This window comes from Luteitalea sp. TBR-22 (assembly GCF_016865485.1).
In the GTDB taxonomy this organism is placed as follows: Bacteria; Acidobacteriota; Vicinamibacteria; order Vicinamibacterales; family Vicinamibacteraceae; genus Luteitalea.
On the sequence record NZ_AP024452.1, the window covers coordinates 243,924 to 265,903 of the forward strand.

The 21,980-nt window shown below is 70.7% G+C and carries 16 protein-coding genes; 10 read left to right on the plus strand and 6 right to left on the minus strand.

Annotated elements, in window-relative coordinates:
• Positions 1-54 precede the first annotated feature (54 nt).
• Positions 55-735 (plus strand): SAM-dependent methyltransferase, encoded by a 681-nt coding sequence (locus tag TBR22_RS01065; RefSeq protein ID WP_239491095.1) that lies wholly within the window; start codon positions 55-57, stop codon positions 733-735.
• Between the two features lie 58 nt (positions 736-793).
• Complete coding sequence (locus TBR22_RS01070) at positions 794-1,576, plus strand: oxygenase MpaB family protein (RefSeq protein WP_239491096.1); 783 nt, start codon at positions 794-796, stop codon at positions 1,574-1,576.
• Between the two features lie 113 nt (positions 1,577-1,689).
• On the opposite strand, the gene TBR22_RS01075 is transcribed toward TBR22_RS01070, so the two are convergent.
• A complete protein-coding gene (locus TBR22_RS01075; protein ID WP_239491097.1) occupies positions 1,690-3,243 on the minus strand; it encodes a winged helix-turn-helix domain-containing protein in 1,554 nt (517 codons plus the stop codon).
• A gap of 224 nt (positions 3,244-3,467) precedes the next feature.
• Between TBR22_RS01075 and TBR22_RS01080 the strand changes: the two genes are divergently transcribed.
• From TBR22_RS01080 to TBR22_RS01095, 4 genes are all read left to right on the plus strand, one after another.
• Positions 3,468-7,205 (plus strand): carboxypeptidase regulatory-like domain-containing protein, encoded by a 3,738-nt coding sequence (locus tag TBR22_RS01080; RefSeq protein WP_239491098.1) that lies wholly within the window; start codon positions 3,468-3,470, stop codon positions 7,203-7,205.
• 228 nt (positions 7,206-7,433) lie between these two features.
• Positions 7,434-9,005 (plus strand): glycoside hydrolase family 32 protein, encoded by a 1,572-nt coding sequence (locus tag TBR22_RS01085; RefSeq protein WP_239491099.1) that lies wholly within the window; start codon positions 7,434-7,436, stop codon positions 9,003-9,005.
• 38 nt (positions 9,006-9,043) lie between these two features.
• Positions 9,044-10,048 carry an aldo/keto reductase gene (locus tag TBR22_RS01090; RefSeq protein ID WP_239491100.1) on the plus strand — a complete coding sequence of 335 codons (1,005 nt, stop codon included), beginning with the start codon at positions 9,044-9,046 and terminating at the stop codon, positions 10,046-10,048.
• Between the two features lie 80 nt (positions 10,049-10,128).
• The gene (locus TBR22_RS01095) at positions 10,129-11,214 is read left to right on the plus strand and encodes a 3-deoxy-7-phosphoheptulonate synthase (RefSeq protein ID WP_239491101.1); all 1,086 of its coding nucleotides are present in this window, start codon (positions 10,129-10,131) and stop codon (positions 11,212-11,214) included.
• A gap of 54 nt (positions 11,215-11,268) precedes the next feature.
• Here TBR22_RS01095 and TBR22_RS01100 read toward each other — a convergent pair whose 3' ends face one another.
• Positions 11,269-11,835, minus strand: a complete 567-nt coding sequence (locus TBR22_RS01100) for a DUF4255 domain-containing protein (RefSeq protein WP_239491102.1) — start codon at positions 11,833-11,835, stop codon at positions 11,269-11,271.
• Positions 11,836-12,053: 218 nt separating this feature from the next.
• On the opposite strand from TBR22_RS01100, the gene TBR22_RS01105 reads away from it, so the two are divergent.
• Both TBR22_RS01105 and TBR22_RS01110 read left to right on the plus strand, forming a co-directional pair.
• Complete coding sequence (locus TBR22_RS01105; protein ID WP_239491103.1) at positions 12,054-12,953, plus strand: SDR family oxidoreductase; 900 nt, start codon at positions 12,054-12,056, stop codon at positions 12,951-12,953.
• A gap of 47 nt (positions 12,954-13,000) precedes the next feature.
• Complete coding sequence (locus TBR22_RS01110) at positions 13,001-14,287, plus strand: DUF3500 domain-containing protein (RefSeq protein WP_239491104.1); 1,287 nt, start codon at positions 13,001-13,003, stop codon at positions 14,285-14,287.
• A 4-nt stretch (positions 14,288-14,291) separates the two neighbouring features.
• Here TBR22_RS01110 and TBR22_RS01115 read toward each other — a convergent pair whose 3' ends face one another.
• Positions 14,292-14,693, minus strand: a complete 402-nt coding sequence (locus TBR22_RS01115) for a hypothetical protein (RefSeq protein WP_239491105.1) — start codon at positions 14,691-14,693, stop codon at positions 14,292-14,294.
• 192 nt (positions 14,694-14,885) lie between these two features.
• Between TBR22_RS01115 and TBR22_RS01120 the strand changes: the two genes are divergently transcribed.
• Complete coding sequence (locus TBR22_RS01120; RefSeq protein ID WP_239491106.1) at positions 14,886-16,622, plus strand: dynamin family protein; 1,737 nt, start codon at positions 14,886-14,888, stop codon at positions 16,620-16,622.
• Between the two features lie 26 nt (positions 16,623-16,648).
• Complete coding sequence (locus TBR22_RS01125) at positions 16,649-17,884, plus strand: amidohydrolase family protein (protein ID WP_239491107.1); 1,236 nt, start codon at positions 16,649-16,651, stop codon at positions 17,882-17,884.
• Positions 17,885-17,893: 9 nt separating this feature from the next.
• Here TBR22_RS01125 and TBR22_RS01130 read toward each other — a convergent pair whose 3' ends face one another.
• Genes TBR22_RS01130 through TBR22_RS01140 form a run of 3 tightly spaced genes read right to left on the minus strand, consistent with a single transcriptional unit; the run spans position 17,894 to position 21,906 of the window.
• Positions 17,894-19,420 (minus strand): sulfatase-like hydrolase/transferase, encoded by a 1,527-nt coding sequence (locus TBR22_RS01130; RefSeq protein WP_239491108.1) that lies wholly within the window; start codon positions 19,418-19,420, stop codon positions 17,894-17,896.
• Positions 19,421-19,423: 3 nt separating this feature from the next.
• Positions 19,424-21,046, minus strand: coding sequence for a carboxylesterase/lipase family protein (locus TBR22_RS01135; RefSeq protein WP_239491109.1), 1,623 nt, complete (start codon positions 21,044-21,046; stop codon positions 19,424-19,426).
• On the minus strand, positions 21,043-21,906 hold the full coding sequence (locus TBR22_RS01140; protein ID WP_239491110.1) for a sugar phosphate isomerase/epimerase: 864 nt from the start codon (positions 21,904-21,906) through the stop codon (positions 21,043-21,045). Before TBR22_RS01140 ends, TBR22_RS01135 begins: the two co-directional genes overlap by 4 nt.
• Positions 21,907-21,980 lie beyond the last annotated feature (74 nt).

The window sequence follows — 21,980 nt, forward strand, 5'->3', positions numbered from 1 at the left end:
GCCCTGAGCCCTGAGCTCTACGACTTCCGACTGCCGACCGCCGACTGCCGTTCCGTGTCGTTCTCCCACGGCTCGAAGTCCCGCCTCACCGACAAGGACCTCGGACGCTTCCCGTCCGGGTCCTTGTTCGATCGCCTGGCGCGCGCGGTGTGTCGCGCCGGCGTGCTCCCTCGCAAGGAGCTCTACGAAGCCTGGGAAGTGGCGCGCCGCGCCCGTCGGCGCTTCCGCGGCGGCCGCGTCGTCGATCTCGCGGCGGGCCACGGCCTGCTCGCCCACGTGATGCTGCTGCTCGACGACACCTCGCCGCGTGCCATTGCCGTGGACACGGTGGTGCCTCCGTCCGCCGCGCGCCTGCACGACGTGCTTGTCGAGGAGTGGCCCCGGCTGCGCGACCGCGTGCAGGTCGTGTCGTCGCCACTCGATGACGTGTCGCTGCACGAGGACGACGTGGTGGTGTCGAGCCACGCGTGCGGCGAACTCACGGACCTCATCCTCGACCGCGTCATCGCTGCCGGAACGGGAGTTGCCGTGCTGCCGTGCTGTCACGACGTGGATACGTGCGACGTCGGCCCGCTCACCGGTTGGCTGGACCCGGCGCTGGCGATTGACGTGCGCCGAGCGGCGCGTCTCGAGCAGGCCGGCTACACCGTCTGGACGCAGACGATTCCGGCGTCGATCACCCCGAAGAACCGCCTGCTGCTCGCCTCACCCATCAGAATGCTTTCTGAGCCCTGAGCCCTGAGCCCTGAGCCCTGAGCCCTGAGCCCTGAGCCCTGAGCCGTACGCCGGACCTATGCTGATCGCCGAGCGGATCAACGCCGAGCGCCTCGTGCTGGCTGGCTGGAGCCGGGCCATCCTGCTGCAACTGGCCCACCCGCTGGTGGCACAGGGCGTGGCCGACCACAGCGCCTTTCGCGGCGGCCTGTTGCGCGCCGCGGTGCGGCTGCACCACACCGTGGCGGCGATGCGGCACCTCACGTTCGGCGACGACGACACGCGCCGTCGGGCGCTGGCGGGAATCCTCGCGATCCACCGACGAGTGAACGGGAAGCTGCGCGAAAGCGTGGGCGTGTGGCCGGCGGGCACGGCGTACTCGGCCGAGGATCCGTCGCTCGTGCTGTGGGTGCACGCAACGTTGCTCGACTCCCTGGCGCTCGTGTTCGATCGGGTGGTGCGTCCGCTGGCCGACGACGAGCGTGACGCCTGGTGCCGCGAGTCGGCGCCGACCGCGCTCTCCCTCGGCGCGCACGAGGCGGACGTGCCGCGTGACTGGGGCAGTCTCCAGGCCTACGTCGCCCGCATGCACGCCTCCGGGCAGATCGTCGTCGGCGACACGGCGCGGGACCTCGCGCGCGACGTGCTCACCCCGCCACGCTCATGGCTCGTGCTGCCGGCACGGACGCTCAACACGACCGTCACGATCGGCCTGCTGCCGCGGCATGTCCGTGAGCAGTACGGACTTGCGTGGACCCCGGCCGACGACCGGCGTCTCTCGCGCGCGCTGTGGATGCTTCGCACGGCCCGGCGCGTGACGCCGACGGCGCTGGCACACTGGCCGGATGCACGCAGGACGTGACGCTGCCGCTCGGCGTGCCCGCGCGGGTGCGCGTCCGTGCGTCGTGCCGCCGGTGGCCGAATCCGCTGGCTCCTGAGCCCTGAGCCCTGAGCCGTGAGCCGTGAGTCCTGCGCTCAACTGTGCGGTTCGCCCGTCGCCAACCCGACGCGATCCATGAGCTCGCGGAACCTCGAATGGCCGCGCAGGCTGTCGAACTTCGGGTCGAGCACGGTGAACGGCGTCATGAACTCCTGGTTGTGGACCGCGACCTCGAGCCAGTACAGCGCGCGGTCCGTGTCGCCAAGCGCGGCATACAGCGCCGACGTGGTGTGCGCCGGGATCGACGGGCGCGCCAGCGCGCCGGCGAGGCGGGTCCGGTAGTAGGCCTGCAGATCGGCCGCCGCGTCCGCACCCGGAGACGGTGACTGCCCGGTGTGGACCGCAAGGACCTCGTCGGGGCGCCCCAGCCGCTGCCAGGCCGCCGCGAGGCACGTCCCGTTGAACACCATCTCGGGCGTGAGTCGCCGCGCCTGCCGGCACAGGTCGAGCGCCTCGCGAGGGCGACCACGCGCGAGTTCCGCCCACGCCAGGTCGGAGGCAATCACCGCCGAGGCGGGGTCGAGCGCGACGGCGTGCGCCAACCGCGAATGCGCCGTCGCGACATCGCCCCGGAACAGGGACAGCAGGCCGGCCCACTGCCAGGCGCTCGCGTACTCGGGCGCCAGGCGCATCGCGGTGGTGAACGACTCCTCCGCGCCGACCCAGTCCCAGGCGAGGAACATGCGGATGAAGCCACGGCTCGCGTGCACTTCGCCGAGGTTCGGGGCGCGGCGCTCGGCTTCGCCCAGTGCCGCCTGCGCCTCCTGCCGGTTCCCGTTGACCGTGAAGCAGTCGGCGATGCCCACCCACGGGAGGGCGAACGCCGGATCGAGCCGGGCGGCCTCGCGATACTCCACCGTCGCGCGGGCGCAGTCACTGCGCGTGCTCCAGTACACCCGGGCGCGTGCGTAAGCCTGCCAGGCTTCCGGGCGCTCCGTGTCGCGGCTCCGGGCCGCCACGGTGACGGCAGCGGTCGCGGGTGCCCGCCACGGGAGGTAGTCGGCCATCGACCGCACGGCCAGCAGCAGGCACGCCGCCACCGCAGCGCCCGCGATCACGCGTCGCCGTTCATGGCTGCCGGCAGAGGGGACGGTCTCCTTCACGCGGGCCGACGGGCCCGGACCGGCAGTCGACGCTTCCGTTGCGGCCGGGACCGCCGGACCGACCGGGGCGGGCAATATTGCCACGCCGCCGCTGTCGTCGGCCGGCGTGCTCGCCTGGTCGCTCCGTCCCCGACGCAACGGCGCGTCGTCGATCACCTCCACCGTCCCGATGAACCGGTAGCCCTTGCGCGGGATCGTCTCGATGAGGCGGGGGCGTGCCGCCGAGTCGCCCAGCACCCTGCGGACGTCGGCGATCGTCGAGTTCAGGCCGTGGTCGAAGTCCACGAACGTGTCGTTCGGCCACAGCGCCGCCCTGACCTCCTCCCGCGTGACCAGCTCACCCGCCCGGTCCACGAGCAGGCCGAGCAGGGTGAGCGCCTGGGGGCGCAGGCGCATGCGGCGGCCGTCCTTGCGGAGGTCGACATTGGCCGCATCGAGCTCGAAGCGGCCGAACCGGACGCGTGTCCCGGGGGGCCTCATGGGCATGCACCTATCTCTAACGATGGCACCGGCCCTACCTGAACGGCTCGGTCGGCGACTCTCGGACTTGCGCAAAGGCCTCGGACGCAGCCACTTGCGCGATGAGATCCCATGGAGACAAATATGTGCACCCCGGCATCGATTCTGGCCGCTCGGCTCTGCTACTTCTGCGCGCCACGCGCCGAGAGGCGTCCCCGCGGTGGGGACGCCCGGGCGTCCGGAGCCTCCCGATGCCAACCCGTCTCTTCCCGTGGTCCGCGCTGCGGTCCGCCGCGGCCGCCGTTGCGCTGGCGCTCGCGGCGACCGCTGCCAGCGCGGCCACGTTCACCGTCACCAAGACCGCCGATACCAACGACGGCACCTGCAACGCCGACTGCAGCCTGCGCGAGGCGATCACCGCCGCCAACGGATCGTCGGGCCCCCACACCATCGCCTTCAACATCCCGGGCAGCGGGGTCCAGACGATCACGCTCACCGGCGCGTTGCCCAACATCATCCAGGCGGTGACCATCGACGGCTTCACGCAGCCGGGGGCGTCGCCGAACACGAACGCCACGGGCGCGATCAATGCCGTGCCGCTCATCGAGATCAACGGCGGCGGCGCCAACCCGGCGATTCAGGTCCTGACCTCGAACGTCACCATCCGCGGCCTCGTCGTCAACGGCAGCTTCACTCCCATCCAGGTCCTGGCCGGCACCAACGTCGTCGTCGCTGGAAGCTTCATCGGCACCACGGCCAACGGGCTGGCCAGCGGCGCCACGGCCGTGCAGTCCGGTATCCGGTTCCAGGACGCCTCTGGCACCGTCGGCGGGTTGCTGCCGCAGGACCGGAACGTCATCGGCGGCGGCATCGACAGCATCAACAACGAGAACGGCATCGTCGTGAGCGGCGGCGCGTCGGTGCTCATCGTCGGCAACCTGATTGGCATCGACAAGACCGGCACCGTGGCGCTGCCCTTCGACGAGGCCGGCGTGCGCGTCAACGCGATCGTGGGCGGTCCGGAGCCGAACGCGGTCATCGGCGGCAACACGCCCGCGCACCGCAACGTCATCAGCGGCATCAGCTTCTCCGGTGACGGCGGCTCTGCCGGCATCTCCGTGGGTGGATGCGGCGGCGGCTTCACCTGCCGCGCCAACAGCGTGACCATCCAGGGCAACTTCATCGGCACCACGGCAGATGGCACGGGAGCGGTGCCCAACTTCCACGGCATCATCCTGAACGGCTCGACATCGACGCTGGTCGGTGGCACGGGGCCGGGTGAGGGCAATCTGATCAGCGGGAACCTCGGCGCCGGCCTCAAGGTCTCGCAGGACTTCGCCCCGGGCGGCAACAACGACGGGTACCGCATCCTGGGCAATCGCATCTTCGGCAACGGCCAGCTCGGCATCGACCTCGAGGCCAACATCACCCCGTTGGTCAATGACGCCGGCGACACCGACGTCTCCCGCCAGAACTTCCCCGTGGTCACGAGCCTGTCGTTCACGGGTGGCGCGGTGACGATTGGCGGCACGTTGAACAGCGCGGCGAACCGGACATATCGCCTCGAGTTCTTCGCCAACGATGCGGCCGACGCCTCGAGCTTCGGCGAGGGCCAGATCTTCCTCGGCGCCATCGACGTCACCACCAACGGCAGCGGCAACGCCTCGTTCACCACACCGGCGCTCGGCAGCGGCCTGGTCGCGACCCAGTTCATCACCGCCACGGCCACCGACCTCACCACCAACGACACGTCGGAGTTCTCGCAGCTCACGGCAGATCTGTCGGTGACGATCACCGACACGCCGGATCCGGCCGCACCCAACGCCGACGTGACGTACACACTGGTGGCCACCAATCTCGGGTCCGTGTCGGCGTCGGGCGTGGTGACCATGTCCATGGCGGTGCCCGCGGGCGCCACGTTCGTCTCCGCGACCGGCGGCGTGACGCCCTCCGGCGGGACGCTCAGCTTCAACCTCGGCGCGCTGGCGGTGGGCCAGACGGCGCAGCGACAGGTCGTGGTGCGGTACGCGACGACGGGCGCCAAGGCCGCCACCGTCACCGTCACCAGCACCGTCACCGACAGCGTCCCGGCCAACAACAGCGCCTCGGCGACCACGACCGTGACGGTCCCGCAGGTGATCTCCATCTCGGGTACGGTCCGCACGGGCATCAACACGGCCCTGCCAGGCACCACGCTCACCCTCACCGGCCCGGTGAATGCCACGACGACGTCGGGCAACAACGGGACGTACAGCTTCACGAACCTGCCGCAGGGCACCTACACCGTGACTCCGAGCATCGCGGGCCGCGTGTTCGAGCCCGGCGCCCGCACGCTCACGGCCGCCACCGTCAACCAGACCGGCGTGGACTTCGTGGGCCGGCTGGTGTGGAAGATCACCGGGCAGGTCCGTGACCTGAACGACACCGGCGTGCCCGGCGTCACGATGACGCTCAGTGGTGACCAGGCGGCCACCACGACGACCGACCTGAACGGCAACTACGAGTTCACGGGCATCGTGAACGGCCGTACGGTGACGGTCACGCCGACCCGAGCGACGTTCGCGTTCAATCCGGCGAGCCAGACCTTCCCGAACATCAGCAAGGACGAAGTCGCGGGCTTCTTCGTCGCGCAGGTGGGCACCTTCACGCGCTACTTCGCGGAAGGCGCGACGGGCACGTTCTTCGATACGCAGATTGCGCTACTCAACGCGACGGGCAACCCGGCGACCGCGACGCTGAAGTTCCAGAAGGGCGACGGCACCGAGGTGACCCAGCAGGTGTCGCTCGGTGGCGTCGACCGCAAGACGATCATCCCCGAGCAGATTGCCGGCCTCGAGAACGCCGCGTTCTCCACCGAGGTCACCTCCGACCAGCCGCTGATCGCCGACCGCACCATGACGTGGGACACGCGGCGGTACGGCAGCCACGCCGAGACGAGCATCGGCCGTCCGCTGACGCGCTGGTTCCTGGCCGAGGGCGCGACGATCAACGGGTTCGATCTCTTCTACCTGATCCAGAACCCGAACAACACGGCGGCCAACGTGCAGGTGCGCTACCTGTTGCCGACCGGCGCGCCGCTGGTGCGCACGTACCAGGTGGCGCCGCGCAGCCGCTTCAACATCTGGGTGAACCTCGAGGATCCGGCGCTGGCCGCCGCCGAGGTGTCGGCCGACATCACCTCGGACCTGCCGGTGATCGTCGAGCGCGCGATGTACCGCACGGTCGGCGGCAGGCAATTCAGCCTCGGGCACGAGAGCGCCGGCGTCGAGGCGCCCGCGCTGCAGTGGTACTTCGCCGAGGGCAACACGGGGCCGTTCTTCGACCTGTTCTACCTGATTGCCAACCCCAACGACGCCCCGGCGATCGTCGAGGCCACGTACCTCAAGCCCGATGGCTCGGTGGTGGTCAAGACGTACACGGCCCCGGCCAACAGCCGCTTCAACATCTGGGTGGACTTCGAGGGCGCCGACCTGGCCAACACGGCGATGGGTACGACGTTCCGGGTGACCAACAACGTGCCGGTGGTGATCGAGCGGGCGATGTGGTGGGCCGGCGACTTCACGCAGTGGGTGGAGGGCCACAACACGGCCGGCGCGATCGCGACGGGCGAGAAGTGGGGTCTGGCCGAAGGCGAGGTCGGCGGCGCGCCGTTCTTCACCGACACCTACATCCTGGTGGCCAACACGTCGACCAGCGCCGGCACCGTGCGGGTGACGCTGATCTTCGACGACGGATCGCCAAGCGTCACCAGGGACTTCCCGATCAACGGCAGCAGCCGGCTCAACGTCGCGACGCGGGCCGAGTTCCCCGGCGCATCCGGCAAGCGCTTCGGCGCCATCGTCGAGAGCGTGGGCGCGACCCCGGTCCAGCTGGTGGTGGAGCGCGCCATGTACAACAGCAGCGACGGCGTGACGTTCGCGGCCGGGACGTCGGCGCTCGGCACGCTGCTGCGCCCTGGCGCCGCGCAGGCCACCGCGAGCCTGAAGTGAGATCGTCGGCCCGTCCGGGCTGACGCATGGCGTTGCCCGGGGTCGGGCGTTGGGAGGCGACCGGGCCCGGGAACACGGGTGGTCATGGGGGCGCAGCAGTACTCGCCGTCAGCCCATGATCACCCGTCCTGTCGCGGTGGCGGCGCCCCTCCTCGTCGAGCGCTCGATGCGGCGACGCCCATCCCGACCCGGACGATCGTGGGTCTGCGGTAGGCTTGCCGCAGACCCATGTTCTTCCGCGCCGCGCCGACCGTCCGCGCCTCGGGACTCGCGTTGCTGGCGATGGCCGGCGGTGCGTGGCTCGCGGCCGCCCCTGCCCCCGTTGCCTCGTCACAAGCGCCGCGTGCGGTTGCGCGCGCCTACGAGGAGCCGCTGCGGCCGCGCATCCACTTCACGCCGCCCCGCAACTTCATGAACGACCCGAACGGGCTCGTGCACTACAAGGGCGAGTATCACCTCTTCTACCAGTACAACCCGCAGGGCACGACGTGGGGCCACATGTCGTGGGGGCATGCGGTGAGCGCCGATCTGCTGCACTGGCAGCACCTGCCCGTCGCCCTCACCGAGCAGGACGGCGTCATGGTCTTCTCGGGCAGCGCCGTCGTCGATCGCGACAACAGCAGCGGCCTGTGCCGGCCACACGGCGAGGATCGCTCGTGCCTGGTGGCGATCTACACGGGGCACGGCCATGGTCGGCAGACGCAGAACCTCGCGGTGAGCCAGGACCGCGGGCGCACCTGGACCAGGTACGCCGGCAACCCCGTCATCGATCCCGGCCTGAAGGAGTTCCGTGATCCCAAGGTGTTCTGGCACGCCGCGACGCGCCGCTGGGTCATGGTCACCGTCCTGGCCGACCAGCACAAGGTCCGCTTCTTCGGCTCGCCCGACCTGAAGACCTGGACGACGCTGTCGGACTTCGGCCCGGCAGGCGCGACGGGCGGCGTGTGGGAGTGCCCCGACCTCATGGAGGTGCCCATCGAGAACGCCCCGGGGCAGTCGCGGTGGGTGCTCGACGTGGACATCAACCCCGGCGCGCCGCACGGCGGGTCTGGCGGGCAGTACTTCGTCGGCACGTTCGACGGCACCCGCTTCGTGCCCGACGGGCCGACCGACACGCCACGGTGGGTGGACCACGGCAAGGACTTCTACGCCTCGATGTCCTTCGCGGACCTGCCGGCCGGCGTGCCGGGCCCGGTCTGGATGGGGTGGACCAGCAACTGGCAGTACGCCAACGAGGAACCGACCGAGACCTGGCGGGGCGCCCAGTCGCTGCCGCGTCGGCTCCGCTTGCGGCGGACGCCCGACGGCCTCCGTCTGGTCCAGCAGCCCGCCGGCGGCCTTTCGAGCCTGTTCGAGAAGGACGGCGCCCGACACCAGGTGCTCGCGCAGCGGGCGGTGCTGCCCGAGGCAGCCGACATCACCTTCGTCGTCGGGCGTGGGGACGCGGGCGAGATTGGCCTCAGGCTCTACAACGAGGCGGGCGAAGAGGTGCGGATCGCGGTCAGCGCGGACCGGCGCGAGTTGTCGATCGACAGGCGGTATTCGCGTGCCGGCACGACGCCGACCGGCTACGCCGAGCGGCACGTCGGCCCGCTGCGGGCGACCGGGCAGGTGCCCGTGCGCGTGCTGATCGACAGGTCGGTCCTCGAGGTCTTCGCCAACGAGGGGGAAACGGTGATGACCGAGCGCATGTATCCGACCCGTCCGTACACGCACATCGAGTGGATCGACGGTCGTCGCCCGGTGAGCGCCTCGACGCGGCTGATGGCGCTCCGGTCGATCTGGGCGCCGCGCGGCTAGGTCTTGTGGCCGTCGCCCCTGCCGCGCATCATCGCGACATGCCTTCTGCCACTCACGCACCGCGCCAGCTCGGCTCGACAGGTCCGTCCGTCTTCCCGCTCGCACTCGGCTGCATGGGCATGTCGGGCATGTACGGCCCGGCCGACGAGCAGGAGAGCGTGGCGACCATCCAGGCGGCGATCGACCAGGGAGTGACGCTGCTCGACACGGGCGACTTCTACGGGGCCGGCCACAACGAGCTGCTCGTCGGACGGGCGATCCGCGGCCGGCGTGATCGGGTGCAGCTGTCGGTGAAGTTCGGCGCCCTGCGCGGGCCCGGCGGCAGCTGGGGCGGCGTGGACACGCGGCCGGTGGCGATCAGGAACTTCCTTGCCTACAGCCTGACCCGGCTCGGCGTGGATTACATCGACGTCTACCGTCCCGCGCGCCTCGACCCGCAGGTGCCGATCGAGGAGACGGTCGGCGCGCTGGCCGACCTGGTGAAGGCCGGCTACATCCGTCACGTGGCGCTGTCGGAGGTGGGAGTCGAGACCATCCGTCGCGCCGCCGCCGTCCACCCGATCGTGGACCTGCAGATCGAGTACTCGCTGGTGAGTCGAGGCCCGGAGACGCACATCTTCCCGGCGCTCGCCTCGGCCGGCATCGGCGTGACGGCGTACGGCGTGCTCTCGCGCGGGTTGTTGAGTGGTTCGTCACCGAAAGGGCCCACGGACTTCCGCGCCCACCTGCCCCGGTTCGCCGGCGACAACGGCGCGCGTAACCGCCGCGTCGTGGAGACGCTGGCGCAGCTGGCCGCCGAGCGCGGCGCCACGTCCTCGCAGCTGGCGATCGCCTGGGTGCTCGCTCGTCAGGCGTGGGTCGTGCCGGTGATCGGCGCGCGCACCCGCGCACAGCTGGCCGAGTCGCTCGGAGCGCTGGAGGTCACGCTGTCGGCCGAGGACCTGTCCCGCCTCGAGACCGCGATCTCGCCCGACGCCATCGCCGGCACCCGCTACGACGCCCACCAGATGGCGATGCTGGACAGCGAGAAAGGCAACGGATGAGGGCCCGTGGGCCTCGGCCGGGTCTATGACCCTCACGCGCCTCGGCATTTGTCAGAGGGTCGGGTAATCTGGCGGGTGCCATGTTCCGCCGGACTGACGACCTACGGATCACACAGGTCCGCCCCCTGCTGCCGCCCGCCATCCTGCTCGAGGAGCTTCCCGTCTCGGAGGCTGCCTCGAACGTCGTCGCCAACGGGCGCGGAGCCATCGCCGACGTCATCGCCGGCAAGGACGGGCGTCTGGTGGTCATCGTCGGCCCCTGCTCGATTCACGACACCCGCGCCGCGGTGGAGTACGCCGAGCGCCTGAAGCCCATCGCCGACAGGTACAAGGATCAGTTGATCACCGTCATGCGGTGCTACTTCGAGAAGCCGCGTACGACGGTCGGCTGGAAGGGACTGGTCAACGACCCGGACCTCGACGAGAGCTACCACATCAACAAGGGCCTGCGGCTCGCCCGGCGCCTGCTGCTCGACGTCAATGAGCTCGGCCTGCCGACCGCCTGCGAGTTCCTCGACACGCAGCTGCCGCAGCACCTTGCCGACCTCACGTCGTGGGTCGCGATCGGCGCCCGGACCACCGAGAGCCAGGTGCACCGCGAGCTGGCCTCGGGCCTGTCCATGCCCGTCGGGTTCAAGAACGGCACCGACGGCACCACCCAGATTGCCGTCGATGCGGTGCTGTCCGCGCGGTCGCCGCACCTGTTCCCCTCGGTCACCAAGCAGGGCGTGTCGGCGATTTTCGAGACCACGGGCAACGAGACGTGCCACGTCATCCTGCGCGGCGGTTCGCGCACCGGTCCCAACTTCGACGCCGCTGCCGTCAAGGACACCTGCGAGCGCCTGCGCAAGTGCGGGTTGCCCGAGCGGGTCATGATCGACTGTTCGCACGGCAACAGCCAGAAGGACCACCGGCGCCAGGCCGACGTGGCGCACGCCATCGCGGCGCAGGTCGCCGAGGGGGCCTGGCCCATCTTCGGCGCCATGCTCGAGAGCCATCTCGTGGAAGGCCGGCAGGACTACGTGCCCGGCAAGCCTGCGGTGTACGGCCAGAGCATCACCGACGCCTGCCTCAGCCTCGAACAGACCGAGCCGCTCCTCGAGCTCTTCGCACACGCGCAGCAGCAGCGCGGCGCGAAGGTCGGCGCAGCGACGCAGGGGGCGTGATCGCGCCCCGCGGCCAGCGTCGCGCGCCCCGAACCTGATGGCGGAGTTCCGCGTTCAGCGTTCAGGAGTCGGCATGCCCGTCAGGGACACGCCGGTCACCTGCAGCGCGACGCTCAGGCGATATGGCGTGTGGAAGGCGAGCCACCACGCGACGATCTGTTCACGCGCAAGCGGCGCCTGCGTCACCCGCAGCTGATCGAGCGTGCCGGACACGCCGGCACCGGGCAGCAGCTCCGCAATCGACAGCGACGGCAGCACCGGCTGCTCGTGCACCGCGCGCAGGGCGGCCCCCATCACGCGCTGCGCCCCCACCTCGTCGTCATCGGGTCCGTACGCGGTGATCAGGTACAGCAGGTCGACCAGCTGCGCCGGCGTGCTCACCCCCGCGCCTCCTCGCCCGCCAAGCCCCATCGTGTTCCTCATGCTTGCGCTCTCCGCGACCGTGGCGAGCGTCAGGTTCAACTGGCAACGGTGATGCACCGTGCGAGCCCGATCGACCGGGAGCGTGGTGACCAGCACGTCGGCCAGGCAGCGCTCTCCGGCGGCTCGGGCGCGCAGCGCCTCTTCGAAGCGCATCCGCAGGGCGAGGGTGACGGCGGCGATGGCAGCGGACTGGGACATGGGTACCATTCTGAACGCCTAACGCCTAACGCCTAACGCCTAACGCCTGACGCCTGACGCCTGACGCCTGACGCCTGACGCCTGACGCCTGACGCCGACGGTGCAACCCCGCACTGTGGGTCAGGTCCGCTCCCGCCGAGCGGGCCGTACGGTCCGAGCCGGAACCCGCCCGGCCCCGTGGAGCGATCGCGGTACCCGCCTTGCAGACATACCGGGGTATGCCAGAACCCCTCCAGCACCCGACGCCCACCGATCCCCGGCCAGCCGGCCCCAGGCCCGAATACCCGCAGGCCCCGCTGGCGCCTCCCGGACTCGACGCGGACATGACGCCGCAGGCCGACCACGGCGAGACGTCGTACCGCGGCCTCGGGCGCCTCCAGGGCCGCAAGGCGCTGATCACCGGCGGCGACAGCGGCATCGGCCGGGCGGTGGCCATCGCCTTCGCCCGGGAGGGCGCCGACGTCCTCATCAGCTACCTTCCCGAGGAAGAGCGCGACGCCCGCGAGACCTGTCGCTGGGTCGAGGAGGCTGGACGACGCATCGTGCCGGTGCCCGGCGACATCCAGCACGAAGACCACTGCCAGCAGCTCGTCGCTCGGGCGTTCGACGAGCTCGGCGGTCTCGACATCGTCGTCAACAACGCGGCCTATCAGGTCACGCACGACGACCTCGCCTCCTTCACCACCGAGGAGCTCGATCGCTCGTTCCGCACCAACGTCTATGCGATGTTCTGGATCTGCCGCGCGGCCCTGCCGCGGATGCAGGCCGGCAGCGTGATCCTGAACACCGCGTCCATCCAGGCGTACGATCCCAGCCCGAACCTGCTCACCTACTCGCCCACCAAGGCGGCGATCGTCAACTTCACCAAGGGACTCTCGCAGGTCGCGATGGAGCAGGGCGTGCGCGTGAATGCCGTTGCTCCCGGCCCCGTCTGGACGCCGCTGATTCCCTCGACGATGCCGGAGGAGAAGGTGCGGTCCTTCGGCGCGCACACGTCGTTCGGTCGGGCTGCCCAGCCGGCGGAGTTGGCGCCGCTGTATGTCTTCCTTGCCTCCAATGAGGCGCGCTTCGTGACAGGCGAGGTCTACGGCGCGACGGGCGGCCAGACGCCGTTCTGACCTCGTCGGCTTCCGCGCTATGCTTCAGCCTCACAAGAGAGGCTGACATGGCGCGGCGAACCTCGGTGCTCGTCCTTGCGACGATGCTTGCGTGTGCGGTGGGGGCGGGACTGGGAGCGTGGCGCCTGGCGGCGCAAGCGCCCGCGCCGCAGGCAGGTCCGGCGCGCCTTGCGGAGTGGGCGAAGCGGTCGCGCGAGATGGAGGCGAAGGGCACCGCCGAGCCCTTCCGCGGCATCACCACCGACGGGACGCCGGCGCCCGGACTCTTTGCCGTGCGCTCGACGGGCGTGTCCACGGCGCCGGTGGTGAAGGCGGCCACGGCGTTCCTTGCCGCGCTCACCGACGAGCAGCGCGCGCGCTCGACGTTCGCGGTGGACAACGACGAGTGGCGCAAGTGGATGAACCAGCACTTCTATCGTCGTGCCGGCGTCAGCTTCGAGGAGATGACGCCAGCGCAGCGGGAAGCGGCATTCGGGCTGATGCGGGCCTCGCTCAGCGCTCGTGGCCTCGCGCTCAGCCGCGACGTCATGCGGCTGAACCACACGCTCGGCGAGTTGAACGGCAACGACTTCGAGGCGTACGGCGAGTGGCTGTACCACGTGACCGTGATGGGCACGCCGTCGGCCACCGAGCCCTGGGGCTGGCAGGTCGACGGCCACCACCTGATCATCAACTACTTCGTGCTGGGCGACCAGGTGGTGATGACGCCGAGCTTCTTCGGGTCCGAGCCGGTCATCGCGACGACGGGCAAGTACGCCGGCACGAAGATCCTTCAGGAGGAGCAGGCCGCCGGTCTCGCGCTCGTCAACGCGCTCGCCCCCGAGCATCGCGCCAGGGCCATCCTGCGCGACACCAAGACTGCCAACGACAACCAGACGGAGGCATTCCGCGACAACGTCGTCATGCCCTTTGCAGGCGTGCCGGCCGGGTCACTGCCCGCGCCGCAGCAGGCCGCGCTGCTCGACCTGGTGGCCCTGCACGTCGGCAGGATGGACGACGGCCATGCGCGCGTGAAGATGTCGGAGGTCGAGGCGCACCTCGCCGAGACGCACTTTGCGTGGATCGGCGGCACCGCGCCCGACAGCGTCTTCTACTACCGCATCCACAGCCCGGTGGTGCTGATCGAGTTCGACCATCAGACGCCAGCCGGCCTGCGCGGGCGCTATCCGGCCGGCGTGCCCTTCCGCGAGCATATCCACGTCGTGGTGCGCACGCCGAACGGCAACGACTACGGAAAGGACCTGCTGCGTCAGCACTACGCGCAGCACCCGCATGCCGCGGCGCGCGGCAGGGCCATCCCCGGCCTGCCGCTCGACGCGCTCGCGCCACGATGACCGATCAGTGCGGAGGGTTGCGCGAGGCATCGAACAAGGCATGCATCTCGCCGACCGCATGTTCGAGCAGCACCGCCATGTGTCGTTTCAACTCCTCGGTCATCTCCCGCATCTCGCCGCGGAGCTCGTCGCGAATGGCGTGCATCTCGGCGCGGAGTTCGTCGCGGATACCGTACATCTCGGTACGGAGCTCGTCGCGGATGCCGTGCATCTCGTCGCGGAGCTCGCCCCGCATCTGGTCGGCGGTGGCATGAATGACCGTCGTCAACTCCTCGCGTGATCGCAGAATCTGCGCCTCCACATCGTCGAGGCGAGCCTCGACGCGGCCCATCCGGTCGGGCAGTGACCGGAGCATCACCGACGTTTCTTCGAGCGATTTCACGCGTTCGTCCAATCCGGCACGCACGGGACTCCCTCCTGGCGACCAGCACCGTGCTGATCAGCCAGCCCTGACTGGTGCGAAGGCCATGCCGCCGTCGGGGACGACGACGCTAGCATCGTCGCCGGCCCTTGCTCAAGCCGCGCCAGCGGGCGCGCGCCGCTGCTCTCGCCAAGCGCGCAATCGACGTCCCGTGCAACGACGTGCGATGCTGCCAGCATGGTGAGCACGCTGCTGCGCCCGGGCGATCAGGCCCTCGTCGCCGAGGAGCGCCGTGTCCTGGAGACACTGCGCGACCTGCTGGTCCGGCTCGAGGCCACGCCCGACAGCCTCGAGCAACTCGCGCGGTCCATCCAGCAACTCGAGGAGCTCTTCCTGGTGGTCATCGTCGGCGAGTTCAACGCCGGCAAGAGTGCCTTCATCAACGCGTTGCTGGGTGCCCCGGTCCTGAAGGAGGGCGTGACCCCGACCACCGCGCAGGTCAACCTGCTGCAGCACGGTGAGCAGGCCTCGCGCGTCGAGCGGTCGCCACACCTGCACGTCCTCACCGCGCCGGTCGACTTCCTGCGCGAGATTGCCATCGTCGACACGCCGGGCACCAACGCGGTGATCCGCGAGCACGAGGCGATCACTGCCGACTTCGTCCCGCGGTCTGACCTCGTGCTGTTCGTCACGTCGGCCGACCGCCCCTTCACCGAGAGCGAACGCCAGTTCCTGGCGGTCATCCGCGACTGGGGCAAGAAGATCGTGCTGGTGATCAACAAGGTGGACCTGCTCGAGACGGAGGCCGACCTGCAGCAGGTCCTCGGCTTCGTCGCCGAGCACGCGGCCGAGGCGCTCGGCAGCGCGCCCGACACGTTCGCCGTGAGCGCCAGGCTGGCGATGCGGGCCAAGCAGGGGCAGCCGGAGCACTGGGCGCCGAGCCGCTTCGAGGCGCTCGAGCGCTACATCCACGGACGGCTCGACCAGCGCGAGCGACTTCGATTGAAGCTGTCCAACCCCCTCGGCATCGGGCAGGCCCTCGCAGGGCGCTACGCGGAGGTGATCGAAGGCCGGCTGTCGCTGCTGCAGGACGACCTGCGGCTGCTCGACGACGTGGAGAAGCAGCACGCGGTGTACCGGCAGGACATGGACCGACAGTTCGAGCTGCGCATGGGCGAGATCGAGAACGTGCTGCTGCAGATGGAGCAGCGCGGCCACGCCTACTTCGACGAGATGCTGCGCATCGGTCGAGTGGTGGACCTGTTCAACCGGTCGCGTGTGCAGGAGGGCTTCGTCCGCGAGGTGGTCGCCGACGCGCCGGTGCAGATCGAGCGGAAGGTGTCGGAGCTGATCGACTGGATGGTCAGCGCCGACCTGCGACAGTGGCAGCAGGTCAATGCGCACCTGGCGGAACGGCGGCGACAGTATCGTGACCGCATCGTCGGCGATCCGGAGCTGGCGACGTTCCACGTCGAGCGGGGGCGCCTGCTGGAGTCGGTCGGCAGGGAGGCGCAGCGCGTCGTCGAGGGTTTCGACCGGCAGCGCGAGGCGGCGTCGCTGGCCGAGGGCGCGCGCAATGCCGTGGCGGCGTCGGCGGCCGTCGGCGCCGGAGCGCTCGGGCTCGGAACGCTGGTCACCGTCGCCGCGTCGACGGCTGCCGCCGACATCACGGGCATCGTGCTGGCCGGCGTGTTGGCCACCGTCGGCCTGTTCATCGTGCCGGCCCGCAGGCGCAAGGCCAAGGAGGACCTGCGCGTGAAGATCCAGGGCCTGCGCGAGACGCTGGCCAGGGCCCTGCGCACGCAGTTCCAGCAGGAGGTGGAGCGGAGCACCGATCGGCTCAACGAGGGCATCGCGCCCTACAGCCGCTTCGTGCGAGCGGAGCAGCAATCGCTGGCGACGGGACGCGACGCGTTGGCGGAGAGCCAGCGAGCACTCGCCGAACTCCGCGCCCGCGTCGACGCGATCGCGTGACGCTTGCCCGTGTGATACTCCTGCGCATGCGTCAGCGCCTCCTGCTTGCGGCGACCCTCGCCGCCCTGTGCGCCTTCGCCCGCCCATCCCGCGCCCAGGACCTCGACATCGTCAACGCCACCGTCATCGACGGCACCGGCGCCGCGCCGCGGGCAGGCAGTCACGTGCGCATCCGCGGCGGCCGAATCGTCGACGTCGCGCCAGGGCCGCCTGTCGAAGCCGCCGGCGTGCGTCGCATCGACCTGGCCGGCCGCACGGTGATCCCTGGCCTTGTCGATGCGCATGCGCACATCGCGACCCCCGACGCGGCGCGCCGCGCGCTCGAATCGGGCGTGACGACCGCGCGAGTGCTCGGCGACACATTCCTGCAGGCGCTCGGCACGCGCGACCTGATTCGCGGCGGCCACGTGCCCGGCCCGGAACTGCTGGTGTCGAGCAGCATCATCAGGCCGTCGCCAGGCATCGCGTTCTACCAGCTGTATCCGCAGTTCGGTCGCTTCGCATCGGGACAGCTGCGTGGCGCCGACGTGATCGCCGAGGTCGTGCGCGCCCAGGTGGCGCGCGGCGTCGACGTGATCAAGGTGGGCGCGAGCGAGCGCGCCGGCCTGGCGTCGACCGACCCGCGTCGATCGGAGCTCACCGAGGACGAGATGCGTGCGGCGGTCGAGACGGCGCGCGCGGCTGGTCGTCACGTGGCCGCGCACGCCCACGGCAGGCCCGGCGTCCGGGCGGCGGTCCGTGCCGGCGTGCGCAGCATCGAGCACGGCACCTACGTGGACGACGACACGCTGGCGGAGATGCAGCGCCGCGGCACGTTCTTCGTGCCGACGCTCGCCGTGATGAGCCCGCTCGGCGATCCCCGCGGCACGAGCGCCGACGACGTGGCACTGCAGGTGCGGACCTACCACATGATGGGGCCGCTGCGCGCCGCCGTGCGCAAGGCCAAGGGGCTCGGCATCCCTGTCGCGGCCGCCACGGACGGCAGCTACGCCGACGGCGACGACACGGGACGCATCCGCGTCGCGCACGACATGGAGCTGCTGGTGCAGCACGGCGGCTTCACGCCGCTCGAGGCGATCACGGCCGCGACGGCCACCGGCGCGCGTGTCCTCGACATCGCGGCGCGCACGGGCACGATTGCCGCGGGCCTCGAGGCCGACCTGGTGGTGCTCGATCGGAACCCGCTCGACGACATGACGGTGCTCTTCGAGCCGCTGCTCGTGATCAGCGACGGACGGGTCGTCCTCGACCGGCTGTACTGAGAGGGCGCCCTACCGCGAGCGACCCTGGCGCTCGTACCTGGCGAGGAGATCCTGCAGTCGCTTCACCACCTCCGGGTGGGCGGCCTGAAGGTTGGTGGTCTCCTTCGGGTCGGCGTCCAGGTCGTACAACTGCACTGGCGGGCGGCCGTCGGGTGGCGCGCCGATGTCGGAGGCGCGGCCGTCGCCGGGCGCCAGCAGCAGCTTCCACTTGCCCTGCCGGATGGCGAACGCGCCCGCATCGCTCTGCATCACGATGGCCTCGTGCAACGGGACGCTGGTCTCCGGATCGCGCAGCACCGGCAGGAAGCTCACCGAGTCCTCGGCGCCGTCGCTCACCGGCGCGCCAACGGCGTCGGCAACCGTCCGGAGCACGTCGGTGATGACGACCGTCCGCCGCGTCACGCTGCCGGCCTTCACCACGCCCGGCCAGCGGACGACGAAGGGGACGCGCGTGCCGCCCTCGTAGAGGGTGTGCTTGGTGCCTCGCCATCCGCCGGCGGCGTCGTGCCCGAGATCGAGCAGCTTCGCGATGCCACCGGCCGGCGCCGGCCCGTTGTCGCTGGCGAAGATCACGAGGGTCCTGTCGGCCTGGCCGGTGCGGGCGAGTGCGGCGAGCACCGTGCCCACCGCCGCGTCGGTCTGCGCGACGAAGTCACCATACGGGCCGAGTGGCGTCCGGCCGACGAACGAGCCGGTCGGCAGCATCGGCGTGTGCGGCGCGGCGAACGGCACGTAGAGGAAGAAGGGTGTGCTCGCCCTGGCCTGCGTCTCGATCACACGCACGGCGCGCGCGGTGACCTCGTCGATGACGGTCTCCGGACGGAACGACGGGGCGGCAGCGCCGGGCCGATGGAAGCCCGGAACACCCTGCGGAATACCGGGCAGGTTCGCCGTAGGCGGCTCGACGACGCGATTGCCCTCCAGGTAGACGTAGTCGCGCATGTCGAGCGAGGCGGCGATGCCGAAGAACTCGTCGAAGCCGACGTCGAGCGGGCCACCGGAGAACGGCTGCGTGTAGTCGATCCACTCGGTGGGACCCTGCGTGGTCGTGCGATCGACCTGCGCGCCCGGCCTGGCTGCCCAGTGGATGCCCAGGTGCCACTTGCCGACGGCAGCGGTGTGGTACCCGCGCGCCTTCAGCACGGAGGCGATGGTCGGCCGCCGGGCCTCGATCAGGGCGTCGCCATTGCCCCACAACACGCCCTTCTTGAGCGACGTCCGCCAGGAGTAGCGGCCCGTGAGCAGCGCGTAACGGGTCGGCGTGCACACCGACGAACTCGTGTGGGCGTCGGTGAACCGCATGCCCTCGCGCGCGAGCTGGTCGATGTGGGGCGTCGGGATGCGGCTCGCCGGATTGAAGGCGGCCACGTCGCCGTAGCCCTGGTCGTCGGTGAGGATGACCACCACGTTGGGCGGCGGGGCCGCCTGCCCCCCTGGGGCCGCGGCGGTCCCGTGCAGGGACGCCAGCGCGCCGGCGATCAGGACGACCAGGAGCGCCGACAGACGGTGCGCGTGTGCCTGGCGAGGGGTGGGCATCGCCTACCTTGGGGCAACGGCCGCCATCAGGCGGTCGAGTATCTCGTAGCGGATGCGTGCCGGCTCGGGCACGGCGCTCGTCGTGGTGTCGAGCTGCAGGATCTGCTGGGGCGCCGGCGCGGTCCCGGCGGCCAGCGGTCCGAGGCGTGGCCACTCGGGCAGGCCGGGGCCGTTCGGGTCGCCGCGGCGCGCGAAGTTGGTCCAGTAGGCGCCGATCCGGTCCGACAACGCGCGATCGGCCGCGGTCCACGTGACGCCCTTCACGGTGTCGAGCGTGCCGAACACGTACTCGATCTCGCCGGCGTGCCTGGCGCCGATGTCCTCGGCCGTGACCGGCTTGCCGTTGCGCACCTGTCCCGGCGCGACTGGAATCTTGCGGGAGAACAGGTAGCGATACACCGGCGCGTTGCCCGTGGCGCGGTGCGCCTCGATCCACTTCCAGGTGCCGTACCCGATGAACAGGTCGCTGGCCAGCGCCGCCGCCGACTCGAGCGCCTCGGCATCCGAGGCGGCCGGGTAGGCCTGCAGCAGCGCGTCGGCAGCGGGTCCGAACTGCTTGCGGGTCGTCTCGGCGAAACTCGCCGCCGTGGGACGCGTCGGCCCGAGCGTCACGCTGCTCCGCGACTCGTCGGCGTTCCACCCGGCGAGCAGCGGCACCTGCGCCTGCCGGCCGGCCGCGAAGGCGGTGGCCACCGGCTCGGGAACGACCACGCCGTCCACCGTCGTCACGAACCAGGGCTGCCATGTCGCCGCGGCCTTGAGCACGGCGCCCGCGTCGAGCGCCCGCAGCGCCTCGGCCGTGGTCGCGCCGAGGCTGCCGCCGAACTTCTCGCCGTTGGCCTCGGCCACGTCCCTGCTCGCCAGCGTGAGCGACGCGCCGAACGGCGCACCGCTCTCGCCAATCACCTTGTGGAACAACCCGCGTGCCGACGGCACGGCCATCAGGGTACTCACCGCGAACGATCCGGCCGACTCGCCGAAGATCGTCACGTTGCCCGGATCACCCCCGAAGGCCGCGACGTTGTCGCGCACCCACTGCAGAGCCGCCACCATGTCCTGCAGCGCGTAGTTGCCCGAGCTGCCGCGCGGGTCCTCGCGCGAGAGCGCGGGATGCGAGAAGAAGCCGAACACGCCGAGGCGGTAGTTGATGGTCACCAGCACCACGCCGCGGCGCGCCAGCGGCACGCCGTCGTGCCGCGGCTCGTGCGAGGCGCCCACCTGGTAGCCGCCACCGTGAATCCAGACCATCACCGGCAGCTTTGCCGACGCCTCGGCGGCCGGCGTCCACAGGTTCAGGTAGAGGCAGTCCTCGCTCGGCGGGCGGTCGAAGACGATGTCGTCGAACAAGGGCCCCTGCATGCACTGCGCGCCGAATGCATCGGCCTTGCGCACGCCCGTCCAGGCTGCCGGCGGCTGCGGAGCCTTCCAGCGGAGCGGGCCGACCGGCGGCGCAGCGTACGGCACGCCCTTGAAGACGCGCACGCGGCCATCGTCGGCAGTGGTGCCGGCGAGCAGGCCGCTGGTCGTCCTCACCTGGCCGCTCGCGATGGCCGCGCCCATCGTCGTCATCATGATCGTCCCGGCGAGCAGCACTGTTGCCTGTCGTCGCGCGTGCCGGCCGATCATGCGCCCATGGCCCTCCACGTGGCCAGGCACTTCTCCATGGTCTCGAAGGGGGTGAAGCGGCTGCCCTCCTGCTCGATCATGTAGGTCTCGACGCCGCCCACCGACTCGGCGGCGGCGCGGATGGCCTTCCACGGCGCGACGCCCTCACCCGTAAGGACCTGGTATCCCTTGTCGGGCCCCTCGCCGGGTGCCCAGTCCTTGCAGTGGATGCTGGCGATGCGACCGGGGTTGGCCTTGATCCACGCCACCGGGTCCTGGCCGGCGTGCAGGCACGTGCCGACGTCGAGTTGCAGCACGAAGTCGCGCGGCGTGCCCTTGGCGATGATGTCCATCGGGCGGGTGCCGTCGATCGGCGTGAACTCGGTCTGGTGGTTGTGGAAGCCGGCGCGCATGCCGAGCGGGCGCAGCGTCTCGGACGCGGCCGCGAGCTGGTCGGTCACCCGCTTCCAGTCGTCCAGCGTCCTGACGTTGCCGCCGGCGCTGGCCATCACGATCAGGGACGAGCCGATGATCCGGTTCAGCTCGACGGCCTTCTTCAGGCCCTCGGGTGTGAACGCGTTGGCCCCGTTGTGGGTCGACGGCGCCTTGAGGCCGGCCTCGTCGAGCACCTGGCGGACCTGCCGGGCATAGGCCGGGTCCCACTGGAAGTACGGCGAGAAGAACTCGACGGCCTGGTAGCCGGCCTTCCCCACGGCACGCACCGTGCCGAACAGGTCCTTGGCCAGTTCCTGGCGGACCGAGAACAGCTCGAGGCCGACCAGGGGCTTGCCGGCCGCCGACAGCGCGGCGACCAACGGGGAAGCGACCGCCGCGGCGAGGAATCCGCGTCGGGACAGCGACTCACGGGCGTGCTCGGGCATGGAACCTCCGGAACGTCGCGAGTCTGACACATCAGCCGCGCGACGAGAACCCGGCATCCGGCCCGGGAATGCCC

Bases quoted from the DNA above. Each gene is read 5' to 3' on its own strand.
- TBR22_RS01095 (WP_239491101.1), top strand. From the start codon at position 10,129: ATGTTCCGCCGGACTGACGACCTACGGATCACACAGGTCCGCCCCCTG.
- TBR22_RS01120 (WP_239491106.1), top strand. From the start codon at position 14,886: ATGGTGAGCACGCTGCTGCGCCCGGGCGATCAGGCCCTCGTCGCCGAG.
- TBR22_RS01090 (WP_239491100.1), top strand. From the start codon at position 9,044: ATGCCTTCTGCCACTCACGCACCGCGCCAGCTCGGCTCGACAGGTCCG.
- TBR22_RS01135 (WP_239491109.1), bottom strand. From the start codon at position 21,046: ATGATCGGCCGGCACGCGCGACGACAGGCAACAGTGCTGCTCGCCGGG.
- TBR22_RS01085 (WP_239491099.1), top strand. From the start codon at position 7,434: ATGTTCTTCCGCGCCGCGCCGACCGTCCGCGCCTCGGGACTCGCGTTG.
- TBR22_RS01110 (WP_239491104.1), top strand. From the start codon at position 13,001: ATGGCGCGGCGAACCTCGGTGCTCGTCCTTGCGACGATGCTTGCGTGT.
- TBR22_RS01100 (WP_239491102.1), bottom strand. From the start codon at position 11,835: ATGTCCCAGTCCGCTGCCATCGCCGCCGTCACCCTCGCCCTGCGGATG.
- TBR22_RS01125 (WP_239491107.1), top strand. From the start codon at position 16,649: ATGCGTCAGCGCCTCCTGCTTGCGGCGACCCTCGCCGCCCTGTGCGCC.
- TBR22_RS01130 (WP_239491108.1), bottom strand. From the start codon at position 19,420: ATGCCCACCCCTCGCCAGGCACACGCGCACCGTCTGTCGGCGCTCCTG.
- TBR22_RS01075 (WP_239491097.1), bottom strand. From the start codon at position 3,243: ATGCCCATGAGGCCCCCCGGGACACGCGTCCGGTTCGGCCGCTTCGAG.
- TBR22_RS01140 (WP_239491110.1), bottom strand. From the start codon at position 21,906: ATGCCCGAGCACGCCCGTGAGTCGCTGTCCCGACGCGGATTCCTCGCC.
- TBR22_RS01070 (WP_239491096.1), top strand. From the start codon at position 794: ATGCTGATCGCCGAGCGGATCAACGCCGAGCGCCTCGTGCTGGCTGGC.
- TBR22_RS01105 (WP_239491103.1), top strand. From the start codon at position 12,054: ATGCCAGAACCCCTCCAGCACCCGACGCCCACCGATCCCCGGCCAGCC.
- TBR22_RS01080 (WP_239491098.1), top strand. From the start codon at position 3,468: ATGCCAACCCGTCTCTTCCCGTGGTCCGCGCTGCGGTCCGCCGCGGCC.